Source organism: Pseudoalteromonas sp. T1lg122 (assembly GCF_002964825.1).
Classification (GTDB): Bacteria; Pseudomonadota; Gammaproteobacteria; order Enterobacterales; family Alteromonadaceae; genus Pseudoalteromonas; species Pseudoalteromonas gelatinilytica.
Genome location: NZ_PQCG01000033.1, coordinates 84,926 through 97,780 on the forward strand (window position 1 = coordinate 84,926; position 12,855 = coordinate 97,780).

The following is a 12,855-nucleotide window of genomic DNA, read 5'->3' on the forward strand; positions in this document are numbered from 1 at the left end:
CAGAGGGATATTAATAATACTGACGCAGCAGTTCAGTTAGTCTTGCTTTCTAATTAACTTTGAACATATTGACGGCATTAGAGGTTCTTTGTTGGGCATTTTCTAAATCAACGATAAGCTTTGAAAGTAACGTTAATTCATTTTGCACATCATGCATATTTGCCGTTATATCCTGACTTGCTTTGCTTGCTTCTTCAGCAAGTTGGCTTTGCAATTCAATCGCGTCTGACACCGTGTTTGTTTGCCTGCTCACATCGCTGATATTGTCAGTTAAAATATCAATGTTTGTTAACGCTTTCTCGCTATTATCACTGACCATTTGCGTTGATTCAGAGGTATTTTCCATGTACACCTGCAACTGCTGAACTTGCTGTTTTATATCATCTAATACAGAAGATATTTCAGATGTTGAGGCCTGACTGCGTGTAGCTAGACCACGCACTTCATCAGCAACCACTGCAAAGCCACGGCCTTGCTCTCCTGCCCTAGCAGCCTCTATTGCTGCATTAAGAGCCAGTAAATTAGTCTGTTCTGCAATGCTCGAAATCGTATCAAGCACAGATTGAATACTATTAGTCTTGGCACTTAAGGCATCCGATTGCTCATGCGCTTGCTGGATCAAATCTGACAACGAACTAATACTTGCTTTATTCTTGCCAATAATTTGCTTGGTGCTTGCGGATAAATCATTGGCTTTTGTGGTGTTTTTAGAACTCTCTTCCGCAGATACCGCGATTTGTTCAATCTGGCTATATAACCTTGTGAAGTTATCGTGCAACGTTGTCGTTGTTGAGTTGATATTTTCAACACGTACAGACAGCTCTTTAGCAAACGAGATTAACGACTTAACACTGGATTCACTGGTGTTATTTGCTTGCTGAACTTGCCTAATTAAATCAGTAAGCGCATCGACAAGTTCATCAACACTTCTGGAAATTGCACCAATTTCATCACTTGAATTATCGTTAATTCTTACTCCCAAATCATGGCTCGTGGCGATGTTACCAATAACATCTCGTACTCTCGTTACTTTTCTAGCCAGCGACTTAATAACGAATAATCCAAACGCGAGGAACAAACCTATAAGAACAATGGCAAAACCAGTTGTGGCATATACCGCTGTATGTGCACTACTGCGACCGTGCTCTATGAGCGCTTCTAGGTTTTGCTGCTTTTGCAGAATATGCTTGCGGATCTTGCCTATTAACTCGGTCGACTGAGCAAACCAATCTGCTGGTGCTGGATAGTTTTGGGCTAATTCGCCGCTTTCTTGGTTAAGTTTTTCAACAATGCTTTTTACATCTTGATAAGTTTGCGAGTTAGTCAATTCTGCTAACCACTTTTGATCCGCTTCATCTGTAAGTGTTAAAGAAAGCAGAAACAAGGTTTCTTCAATGTTGTGAAAATAGCTTCTGATAAGCACTTGATTACTTTCAGAAATAGACTTGGAAGATAAAACGCCATTCACTTTACCTCTCACCTGCCCCAATCTTTCCTTTAATAAAGACATTTCGACTATCGCAAGACCTGACGCAATCGCTTCACTTTGTTTGACCTGCGAAACGCGTCGGTTAGCCACATCAAGCATGAACTTGTTTGAATCTGAATAAACGACAAATGCATGTTGACCTTGTTGCTTATCGACGCTCTCCCTAAGCGTTGTGATCACTTCATGCTTCGCCAATACGGCTTTGAATAATGTTGATGAAAGCTTTTGTTCTTGGGTATAGCGAGCAAATTTATTAAACGCTTTATCGACTACTGAACGCTGCTGAGCAACACGCTCTTTATTTTGACTGTAGCCCGAGCCGATGAGACCAGCCGTTAACCCCCGTTCAACTGCCGTTTCGTGAGCTATCTCATCAACCATCAAAGCTTCACGTATAAATACAGCATCCTTCTCAACGGTGCTTTTTCTAGCCAGTGACTCATTAATAACAGTATAAGAAGCTGCAATCATGACAACCAAAGCAAAAGCGATAACCGCTGCTAGCGCCTGTTGAAAACTTATCTTCCTTAAAAATTGCATAGTTAATAGAAAAGTAGTGGGTTAGGGTTTTATAAATTTAGACCAGGTTTTAAATATAGCCAATTCGGACTACCAGCTTACCTTTAGGTTAAGCATTAATTCTCACACATAAAAAAGCCCCGCTAATGCGGGGCTTCTTAAAAACTAATTATACAGCTTTTGCTATGTCACCAATTAGAACGGGATATCGTCGTCAAAGTCGATAGGTGGTTCCATTGGGTTTGATGCGCCGCCTTGTGGTGCATTTTGTGGCTTAGGTGCAAAACCGCCTTGTTGAGGCGCACTGTTTTGCTGCTGACCATAGCCGCCACCGTATTGGTTATTGCTTTGCTGAGGTGCAGATTGTTGCTGCGGGCGCTGTTGTTGCGCAGGTGCAGACTGCTGCTGTGGCGCATAGCTATTATTGTTGCTTTGCTGCATTTGCTGGCCAGAACCGTAGCCGCTACTTTGTTGTTGGCCACCTTGGTAACCGCCTTGTGATTGACCACCTTGATAGCCGCCACCTTGCTGCTCACCACGACCGCCTAACATTTGCATTTGACCGCCCATGTCTACCACGATTTCTGTAGTGAATTTTTCTTGGCCTGATTGATCAGTCCATTTACGTGTTTGTAGGCGACCTTCAATGTAAACTTGTGAACCTTTACGAAGATACTCACCAGCAACTTCTGCTAGTTTGCCAAACAACACAACACGGTGCCATTCAGTACGCTCTTGCATTTGCCCTGTGTTTTTATCTTTCCAGCTATCTGTCGTAGCAATGCTGATATTCGCTACGCCATTGCCATTAGGCATATAACGTACTTCTGGATCTTGGCCTAAATTACCAACCAAGATAACTTTGTTCACACCGCGTGCCATGGAACTTCTCCTATAAAACGTTAGATTAAACCAGCCACTTTGCGTGCTTGGTCTAGGTCAAATTCTTTATCATTAATCTTTAAATAGCTGCGATTTTCATCACAGACAACCGTTGCTTCAATTACGCCCGGTAAAGCAACAAGACGAGAAGCAAGCGCTTGTGCCTGCTGCTCTGAACTTAATTCAGTCATTAAGCTAATTATTTTACTTCTTGGTGGGACTTGCATATTCCAAGCAAGGATAAGCCATATTACCCCAACAAGTGCCGCCGCCGCAAACACTGCTTGCGCACTTAATGCTTGAGCAACGTAACCTCCTAATAAACCACCTAAAAAGGCACCAAAAAACTGTGTTGATGAAAATACGCCCATCGCAGAGCCTTTCTGGTTTGCAGGAGCAATACGTGACACAAGTGCAGGCATGGTTGCTTCTAAAAAGTTAAAAGCAATAAAGTAAACCAACATACAAATACCAATGCCAATCACTGAATCAACCCATAACGACATTGCTAGCATACTTAAAACAAGCAGCGCGATTGAGCCAATAAAAGCTTGTTTTTCTTTTTCTTTACGAATCGCCACAATCATCATGGGCGCCATTAAGAAAAACGCTAAAAACAGCACTGGGATATACAAGTACCAATGATGATCGGCAATTAAACCATCTTTGATAAGCTGACCTGGTAAGGCGACAAATACAGTGGTTAATGTCAGGTGCAGCAGCATTACACCAAAATCAAGGCGTGCTAATTGCGGGTGTTTAATCAGTTGTTTAATGTCATCTAAGGTTGCGAGCGTATCCCCTTTTGGGGCTTTACTTACCGCATTAGGAACTAAAAATAACACGATTAGAATACCTAAAATGGCAAGCCCTGCGGTGAGCCAAAATACCCCAGCGACTCCCCACGATGCAGCAACAATTGGCCCTAGTAACATAGCAACAGCAAAGCTCATACCGATACACATACCAATGACGGCCATAACTTTAGGGCGTTGCTCATCACGGCTTAGATCAGAAGCCAGCGCTAATAATGCACTGGCAATCGCGCCCATACCTTGCAAGGCGCGTCCAAGCGTGACCATTTGAACAGACTCAGCAGTTGCCGCAATCACTGAACCAAGAGCAAACATACAAAGGCCACCAATAATCACTTTTTTGCGGCCAATTTTATCAGACAACCACCCCATCGGTATTTGTAACACCGCTTGCGTTAAACCGTAGGCACCAATAGCAAAGCCAATCCAAAGCGGCGAAAACCCTTCTAGTTGCTGACCATAAATCGCCAATACTGGCATCAGCATAAATAGGCCAAGCATACGGAATGCAAAGACGCTCGCCAACGAAACGGCAGCGCGTTTTTCTCGAGAGTTGAGTGAAGATGCTGTCATGAATTACTGATCTTGCTGTCTATTAAAATTTGAGCGTGGATTCTACCACAAGCGAAAACTAAATAATCACCTGTAAGCGATGATTTTTTCTTTGATCAAGGATTAATCTTATCGCGTATTATGAGATACTGAAAAAATAATTAGGTAATAAAACGAGATAGCATGGAAAACATTGAAGTCCGAGGCGCCCGTACGCACAATTTAAAAGACATCAGCCTAACCATTCCCCGTGATAAGCTGATAGTTATCACTGGCCTATCTGGTTCAGGGAAATCGTCTTTAGCGTTTGATACTTTGTACGCAGAAGGGCAACGTCGTTATGTTGAATCACTGTCAGCGTATGCAAGACAGTTCTTATCGCTGATGGAAAAACCCGATGTTGATCACATTGAAGGTTTATCACCTGCTATCTCTATTGAGCAGAAATCGACGTCGCATAACCCGCGCTCAACGGTCGGTACCATCACCGAGATTTACGATTACCTACGTTTATTATTTGCCCGTGTTGGTGAGCCACGCTGCCCTACTCACGATTTACCGCTTGCAGCACAAACGATCAGCCAAATGGTCGATACCGTTTTAGCGCTTCCTGAAGGAAGTAAGCTAATGTTGTTAGCACCGGTGGTAAAAGACCGTAAAGGTGAGCATGTTAAGCTGCTTGAGCAACTAGCAAGCCAAGGTTTTATTCGCGCCCGTATCGATGGCGAAGTCTGTGACTTATCAGATCCACCGACCCTTGAGCTTCATAAAAAGCATACGATTGAAGTTGTGGTTGACCGCTTTAAAGTTAAAGATGGCCAACAACAGCGTTTAGCTGAATCATTCGAAACAGCCCTTGAGCTATCAGCTGGTATTGCCCATGTAGCGGCAATGGACGATTCACTCAGCGAAGACATGCTGTTTTCTGCTAATTTTGCCTGCCCAACGTGTGGCTATGCAATGAGTGAACTTGAGCCGCGTTTATTCTCGTTTAACAACCCTGCGGGTGCGTGTCAAAGCTGTGATGGTTTAGGTGTGCGTCAGTATTTTGATCCAAACCGTGTTGTGCAAAATCCAGAGCTAAGCCTATCGGGTGGTGCAATTAAAGGTTGGGACAAACGTAGCTTTTATTACTTCCAAATGCTGCAAGCTGTCGCAGAGCATTATAAGTTTGACCTAGAAGTGCCTTTCCAAGAGCTTGGTAAAGATGCGCAAAAGGTGATTCTTGAAGGTTCAGGTAAAACTAAAATTGCCTTTAATTACCGTAACGACCGTGGTGATTTAATTACACGAAATCATGAGTTTGAAGGCGTTTTAAATAATATGAATCGCCGCTACCGTGAAACAGAGTCAAACTCAGTGCGCGAAGAGCTTGCAAAATACCAAACAAGCCAAGCGTGTCCGAGCTGCCATGGCTCTCGATTACGCGAAGAAGCTCGCCATGTATTTATAGGCCAAACCAATCTACCAGCAATCACCACGATGAGTATTGGTGAAAGCATGGCATTTTTTGATGGTTTAAATCTAACAGGCCAGCGCGCCCAAATTGCCGATAAGATCCTTAAAGAAATTCGTGACCGTTTATCTTTCTTAATTAATGTAGGCCTTAATTATTTATCGCTTGAGCGAAGTGCCGACACCCTGTCTGGCGGTGAAGCGCAGCGTATTCGTTTAGCAAGTCAAATTGGTGCAGGTCTGGTTGGTGTAATGTATGTACTGGATGAGCCATCAATTGGTTTGCACCAACGCGACAACGACCGCTTACTAAAAACCCTTATTCACTTACGTGATTTAGGCAACACGGTCATTGTGGTTGAGCATGACGAAGATGCCATTCGCGCTGCGGATCATATTATCGATATCGGCCCAGGAGCAGGTGTTCATGGCGGTCATGTTATTGCACAAGGTACCCATGACGATATTCTTGCCAGCAAAGATTCAATCACGGGTCAGTACCTCTCTGGTGAGAAGAAAATTGAAGTACCGGCGACTCGCCATCAAACCAACGACAAATGGCTTGAGCTATTTGGTGCCACAGGTAACAACTTAAAGAACGTTGATTTACGTATTCCATTTGGCTTAATGACCTGTATCACTGGTGTGTCAGGCTCAGGTAAATCGACACTTATCAACGACACTTTATTTAAACTGGCTCATACCGAGTTAAATGGCGCAACGACCGCTGAAGCGGCCCCGTATAAGTCAATCAAGGGTCTAGATCATTTTGATAAAGTGATTGATATTGACCAAAGCCCTATTGGCCGTACTCCGCGCTCAAACCCTGCCACTTACACCGGTATTTTTACTGGTATTCGTGAGCTATTTGCAGGCACTCAAGAAGCCCGTTCGCGTGGCTATAAAGTCGGTCGCTTTAGCTTTAACGTTAAAGGTGGCCGTTGTGAGGCTTGCCAAGGCGATGGGGTGATCAAGGTAGAAATGCACTTTTTACCTGATGTGTATGTACCTTGTGATGTGTGTAAAGGTCAGCGCTACAATCGCGAAACCCTCGAAGTACAGTACAAAGGTAAAAACATTCACCAAGTACTCGAAATGACCGTTGAAGATGCCCGTGAATATTTTGATAAAATTCCGGCCATTGCACGTAAACTGCAAACTTTAATGGATGTTGGCTTGTCGTATATTCGCTTAGGTCAAGCAGCTACTACCCTTTCGGGTGGTGAAGCACAGCGTGTGAAACTGGCTCGCGAACTTTCAAAGCGCGATACCGGTAAAACGCTGTATATCCTTGATGAACCAACTACGGGTTTACACTTTGCTGATATTCAGCAATTATTAGTAGTACTTCACCGCTTACGCGATCACGGAAATACCATTGTTGTTATTGAGCATAACCTTGATGTGATTAAAACTGCTGACTGGATTGTCGATTTAGGCCCAGAAGGAGGTTCAGGCGGTGGTGAAATTTTAATTTCTGGTACACCTGAAGACGTCGCCGATTGTGAGCGCTCACACACGGGAAGATACTTAAAACCATTACTATAAAAAGGATATTGCGTGCGTAGGTATTTAAAAATTGCAAAATGGCGCGCTAATAAACAGTTTCAACAACAGCAACGTAGCTGGCAGCCTCATAAAACAAGGCTGGTTGAACGATTACAAGCCATTTGGTTTAACTTAAGTACCGCACAAAAGCTCTACCTTTTAGCATTAAGCAGCCTGATTGTTCTGCAATCGGGCTGGCTAAGTGCCACCATCACTATCATTGCGCTTGTTATTGAGTTTTGGCCCAAGTTTAACCAGCTTTGGCACTCTCTTGCTGGCAAAGCACTGATTTTAATCTTCTATGCCAGTATCGCTAATTTTGTCTTGGCCGGTGCGAGCGGCATAGTTAATGATGTGACTCATGTCTCTTCCAGTCATTTTAACTACACACATAACTTTGCCACCCTGTTGTATTTACCACCCTGGGCAATGGGAATAACCCTAGGTACTTTATTGTTATTTCAACTTTTTTTGCCTTTCTACATTTTTATCTTGTTGCTGATAAAGCCATTCGGCTCTGAGCGAGTTAAATTTATTAGTCAAAGCTATTCGCCGCTGTTAACCGCTATTGTGCGCTTTGTTTTAGCGTCAGTGGTCTTTATTAACCTGATTTCGTTTCTTGATGATAAGCCCCCTGAAGAAGTGCTCGACAACATGGTCAGTACCTTTCTCGATAGCAAAGTCATTGCCAAAGAATCCGGTGAAGAGCAGCAAAAAGCGGTCGAAGAACTCGGTGAAAAGCTCGAGCAACAACTGCCTGAAAATAAAGAAAGCTCAGCTCCAAGCCAAGACGTAGATATAAAAGGTGACAGCGAAACCGCCGAAAACCTTCGCCAGTTTTTAGATACCAAAGGTTACTTTGAACGCAGCAAACGTTTAATTGCGATGTTTGCTTACAGCTTTGAAGCCGATAATTATTCACGCTGTTTAAAAGCAGAAAACAGTAAAGCCGTTGAGCTGAATGATTACGAAATAGTACAAGTAACCCCTGATCACAATGCCGAATATGGCTATCGATTTGAAGTGATTGCGTGTGACTCACCTGGTGTCACTCCAGTAGCAAAGTAACGCAGCAATCAATACTACTCGCTTGGCTTACTGCGCTTTTCTCTGATGAAATGAAATATGGAAAGCCCAATAAAGCCAAAGCAAACTAAGGCGATTACTAAGTTGGGTATAAAAATAAGCAGCATTGTTGCATCATAGCTGACCTTTGCGAAAGCTGCGCAAAGGCTACCAATAATAAGTTCAGTTAAAATTAGTTCCCATTCTAATGAGCTATTCGCTGCCACTGTTTTAGTCGCATAATGTTTTACTTTAAAGCCCATAGCAAAACCTACCAGTTCCTATTTTGATACAGGAACACTAACATCAAAATACACAACCTCAAAATAATAGGCTTTAAAACCTTATTTCACTCCGTAAGAATTAGACATAAAACACTGAAATTAAACAAATTAAATTTTCAAAATCTTATAAATAAATCGCTTAGAACTAGATAAGCGACTCTATGTAAATTCCTCGCTATTGTAGTTTCCATCAACGGGCTACCAACCAATTTTGCTTCGCTGATAAAACTAATCAACCAATTAAAGGAATTAAATTATGACTAACTCAGTATTAAAAATGATGTCACTTTTAGCTGTCACTGCAATCATTATTACATCGCCTAATACCTTACTTAATACGCAAGGTGCTCAAAAACTAAATCAGCAATTAGAGACTTCTATCGAAGCGTCCATTGAGCAAATGAACAATAAAATTGATTTGCAAATTGAGCAACAACTCAATAAGTAATCGTTGGCTTGCTCAGAGTGCTGAGCAAGCTTCTTTCAATTAACAGGCGTAAATAATGAAAACACTGACTCGACACTTTCTCATCTCATCAATTGCTGCATCTGGCTTATTAACAAGTGGGTTTGGCGCTGCTAAAAGTGCTGTTTGGCAGGTAAGTAAAGGCGATGACTATATTTACATTGCAGGTTCAATTCATATTTTGCCTCCAAAAGAGCTACCACTCCCAGTAGAATTTAATCAGGCTTATAAACAAGTAGATACCTTAGTACTTGAAGCCGACGTACCTGCACCAAGCGATAGTTCGGCACAGCTCACAATGCTAAAAACGCTTAGCTACCAAGCAGGTGAAACATTAAGTAGCAAGCTAACAGCAAAAGTGAAGCAGCAGTTAGAAGAGCAGCTAAACCGTTACGGTATGAAACTGAGTGAGTTCGATAGCTTTCGCCCATTTTTGGTAAGTTTGTTAATGACGTCATTAGAATTACAAAAGCAATCACTACTAGGTGAAGGTGTCGACAGCTACCTAACTAAATTAGCAAAACAAGATGATAAAGAGTTGGCTTTCCTTGAAACCTTAGCGTTTCAATTACACCTATTTAAGCAATTAGGTAGCCAAGACGAAAGTGCCTTTATTGAATCACAATTAGCGCAAATATCTCACTATCAGCATCATTATGATGCCCTGCTTGATGCATGGCGAAATGGCGATATGCAGGCAATGAATACACTCACTATTATGCCGCTCAAAGAGCATGATCTACTCACCTATAACATGCTAATTAAGCAGCGTAATTTAACCTGGCTTAGCAAGATAGAGCGCTATTTTACTAATCATCAAAAAGAGCTGGTGCTTGTTGGCGCAGCCCACTTGGCCGGTGACGATAGCTTGTTAGGCTTACTAAAAAATAAAGGCTATGCAATTAAACAGTTGAACACAGATGAGGAATAAGAAAATGGAAAAAACAGACAAAACCGCTGCTGCACTTATCTGTTTGTTTACAGTATTAATCGTGCTTAGTTTTTAATAGCTAAAAAAATACCGCTTTATAGCGGTATTTTTATTTCAATTATTTGCTGAAAGCTTACGGGCGAGGGATAAAACCTACCGCATCGTACACAGCTTTTAATGTTTTCTCAGCGCGAATACTCGCCTTTTCAGCACCTGATTTCATGATGCTATCAAGCAATGATTGATCTTCACGAATCTCTTTAAAGCGCGCTTGGATTGGCTCAATCATATTAACAACCGCTGCTGCGGTGTCTTTTTTCAGGTGACCATACATTTTGTCTTCATATTCAGGTACTAAGTCTTCAATTGAGCGCTTAGTTGCAACTGATAATAAAGTAAGTAGGTTAGATACACCTGGTTTTTCATCACGATCAAAGTAGATACGCGCTTGCTCGTCTGAATCGGTTACTGCTTTTTTCAGTTTCTTTTCAATCTTCTTCGGCTCATCCAATAACATGATGTAACCGTTTGGATTTTCATCTGACTTAGACATTTTCTTCAGCGGATCTTGTAAGCTCATTACACGTGCGCCAAACTCAGGAATGTACGGCTCAGGTAGTTTGAACACGTCACCGTATAGGTTGTTAAAACGTGTTGCGATATCACGTGTTAATTCAAGATGTTGCTTTTGATCTTCACCCACTGGCACTTGATCTGCTTGATATAACAAGATATCAGCTGCTTGCAGCACTGGGTAAGAGAATAAACCCACATTCACGTTATTCGCATGCTTAGATGACTTATCTTTGAACTGCGTCATACGATTAAGCTCACCCATTTGCGCGTAACAGTTTAATACCCAGCTTAGCTGTGCATGTTCTGGTACTTGAGATTGTACAAATAACGCCGCTTTCTCTGGGTCAATACCACATGCAGCATATAGCGCAATACCGTCAAGAACGCGCGAACGTAATTGCTCTGGATCTTGGCGTACCGTAATGGCATGTAAATCAACTAACATAAAGAAACTTTCGTGGTCTTCCTGTAGCTTAAGCCACTGGTTAATAGCGCCAACATAGTTGCCTATTGTCATACCACCGGTTGGCTGAATGCCACTTAACACTACTGGTTTACTCATGATGTTCCTTTATATTTTTTACTAAACTAAAAAGACGAAATTAAAATGCACTTACCTTTGGGTAAGAACGGGTATTATATCTAAGAAATTCTCGCAGAGGTACTCTGGATTGAAATCAGCGAGGTTTTCACTTTGGTTATAGCCATAACCAAGCGCGACAACGTCAACATTTGCAGCTTTTGCTGCCAAAATATCACTTTTTGAATCGCCAATCATAACCGCTTTTTCAGGGCTGACATCTAATTGCTGACAAGCAAATTGCAATGGTTCTGGTGAAGGTTTCTTAGCCATATCATCGCCACAGACAATAAACTGAAAATGACTAGTCAGTGACAGTTTATCAAGTAACTTTTCGGTAAAACGGCGCGCCTTATTGGTGATCACCACTTTAGGAATACCAGCAAGTGCAGCAAGCCCCGTTTCTACATGCTGATAAAGCGCGCTGTAGTCACCTACAACTTGGTCATAGTGCTGATAAAATAAATTAATAGCGCGCTCTGCAAGGGCTTCATCTAAATGCTCACTAACTTGCATATCGCCACTCAAACCACGTTTAACAAGCGTTTCTATACCATTACCGACCCAGCTCTCAACGAGCTTTTGTGTAACAACCGGAAATGCGAGGTCAGTTAGAGTCAGATTCATCGCAATGTATAAATCATAAACACTGTCGACTAGGGTGCCGTCTAAATCAAAAAATGCTGCATCGTATTTCATGATTCAACCTTTGCCAGTTCGCTACGCATCGCATCGATAACGGCTTTGTAATCTGGTTGATTGAAAATCGCAGAGCCAGCAACAAACATATCAGCGCCCGCTGCTGCAATTTCAGCAATGTTATTAACACCAACACCACCGTCAACCTCTAGTCGAATATTACGACCTGAATCATCAATAATTTTACGCGCTTGGCGAAGCTTTTCGAGCGTATGCGGAATAAAGCTTTGACCACCAAAACCAGGGTTAACCGACATTAATAGCACCACATCAACTTTATCGAGCACATGCTCAAGGTAGCTAAGGCTGGTCGCAGGATTAAATACAAGCCCGGCTTGGCAACCACTGTCTTTTATAAGCTGTAGGGTACGGTCAATATGTTCACTTGCTTCAGGGTGAAAGCTAATAATAGAGGCACCCGCTTCAGCGAAGTCGGGAATTAGGCGATCGACAGGTTTCACCATAAGATGCACATCAATCGGTGCTGTGACACCGTAATCGCGCAGTGCCTTACAAATCATCGGGCCAAAAGTTAGGTTTGGCACATAATGGTTATCCATTACATCAAAATGTACAACGTCTGCCCCACTTGCTAATACACGATCAACATCTTCACCTAAACGGGCAAAGTCAGCTGATAAAATAGAAGGGGCTATTAAATACTTTTGTAATGTTTCCAACATGAGAGATTCCATCATAATTTGCGACTGCAAGAAGAGCGCATAATGTAACCCAATCGACAGCTGATTAAAACACCACAGCAGGTTGTTAGAATGCGATAGAGAGAAGCTAATCCTTTTAGCCTATTGAATTTAAGGTGAATTAATCAAAAGTTGAGCTAAAACTCTATTAATCAAGATGTAACAATACATGCATATGAAACAAAATATAAACATAAAATTTACTTTAAAGGGTTAATTTTATTAAATTTTTATTTAATTCAGCAGTAATTAAGTTTGTTATTTGAGCAATTGTTATGTATGCTTGTCTAAAT

Annotated in this window: 11 protein-coding genes; 4 read left to right on the top strand and 7 right to left on the bottom strand. The window is 42.0% G+C overall.

Going from position 1 to position 12,855, the window contains the following annotated elements; all coding sequences use genetic code 11:
• Window positions 1-49: 49 nt before the first annotated feature.
• The 3 genes from C2M33_RS16775 to C2M33_RS16785 all read right to left on the bottom strand — a co-directional run bounded on the left by C2M33_RS16775 (window position 50) and on the right by C2M33_RS16785 (window position 4,278).
• Window positions 50-1,960 (bottom strand): methyl-accepting chemotaxis protein, encoded by a 1,911-nt coding sequence (locus C2M33_RS16775; protein WP_158685601.1) that lies wholly within the window; start codon window positions 1,958-1,960, stop codon window positions 50-52.
• Between the two features lie 243 nt (window positions 1,961-2,203).
• Window positions 2,204-2,890, bottom strand: coding sequence for a single-stranded DNA-binding protein (ssb, locus tag C2M33_RS16780; protein WP_063699892.1), 687 nt, complete (start codon window positions 2,888-2,890; stop codon window positions 2,204-2,206).
• A 20-nt stretch (window positions 2,891-2,910) separates the two neighbouring features.
• Window positions 2,911-4,278, bottom strand: a complete 1,368-nt coding sequence (locus C2M33_RS16785) for an MFS transporter (RefSeq protein ID WP_105174957.1) — start codon at window positions 4,276-4,278, stop codon at window positions 2,911-2,913.
• A gap of 162 nt (window positions 4,279-4,440) precedes the next feature.
• On the opposite strand from C2M33_RS16785, the gene uvrA reads away from it, so the two are divergent.
• Both uvrA and C2M33_RS16795 read left to right on the top strand, forming a co-directional pair.
• Window positions 4,441-7,260, top strand: coding sequence for an excinuclease ABC subunit UvrA (uvrA, locus tag C2M33_RS16790; RefSeq protein WP_105174958.1), 2,820 nt, complete (start codon window positions 4,441-4,443; stop codon window positions 7,258-7,260).
• A gap of 12 nt (window positions 7,261-7,272) precedes the next feature.
• Window positions 7,273-8,328, top strand: a complete 1,056-nt coding sequence (locus C2M33_RS16795; RefSeq protein WP_105174959.1) for a hypothetical protein — start codon at window positions 7,273-7,275, stop codon at window positions 8,326-8,328.
• Window positions 8,329-8,342: 14 nt separating this feature from the next.
• On the opposite strand, the gene C2M33_RS16800 is transcribed toward C2M33_RS16795, so the two are convergent.
• Entirely contained in the window at window positions 8,343-8,588 is a 246-nt protein-coding gene (locus tag C2M33_RS16800; RefSeq protein WP_105174960.1) for a hypothetical protein, read from the bottom strand.
• 277 nt (window positions 8,589-8,865) lie between these two features.
• On the opposite strand from C2M33_RS16800, the gene C2M33_RS16805 reads away from it, so the two are divergent.
• Window positions 8,866-9,057, top strand: a complete 192-nt coding sequence (locus tag C2M33_RS16805) for a hypothetical protein (protein ID WP_063699902.1) — start codon at window positions 8,866-8,868, stop codon at window positions 9,055-9,057.
• Between the two features lie 55 nt (window positions 9,058-9,112).
• Window positions 9,113-10,006: a TraB/GumN family protein gene (locus C2M33_RS16810; protein WP_105174961.1), complete on the top strand. Its 894-nt coding sequence runs from the start codon at window positions 9,113-9,115 to the stop codon at window positions 10,004-10,006.
• Between the two features lie 133 nt (window positions 10,007-10,139).
• On the opposite strand, the gene trpS is transcribed toward C2M33_RS16810, so the two are convergent.
• The 3 genes from trpS to rpe are packed head-to-tail and all read right to left on the bottom strand — an operon-like array spanning window position 10,140 to window position 12,544.
• Window positions 10,140-11,144: a tryptophan--tRNA ligase gene (gene trpS / locus C2M33_RS16815; protein ID WP_063699907.1), complete on the bottom strand. Its 1,005-nt coding sequence runs from the start codon at window positions 11,142-11,144 to the stop codon at window positions 10,140-10,142.
• 51 nt (window positions 11,145-11,195) lie between these two features.
• Window positions 11,196-11,861, bottom strand: a complete 666-nt coding sequence (locus tag C2M33_RS16820) for a phosphoglycolate phosphatase (protein ID WP_105174962.1) — start codon at window positions 11,859-11,861, stop codon at window positions 11,196-11,198.
• On the bottom strand, window positions 11,858-12,544 hold the full coding sequence (rpe, locus tag C2M33_RS16825; RefSeq protein WP_105174963.1) for a ribulose-phosphate 3-epimerase: 687 nt from the start codon (window positions 12,542-12,544) through the stop codon (window positions 11,858-11,860). The genes C2M33_RS16820 and rpe overlap by 4 nt, the downstream gene beginning before the upstream one ends.
• Between the last annotated feature and the right edge of the window lie 311 nt (window positions 12,545-12,855).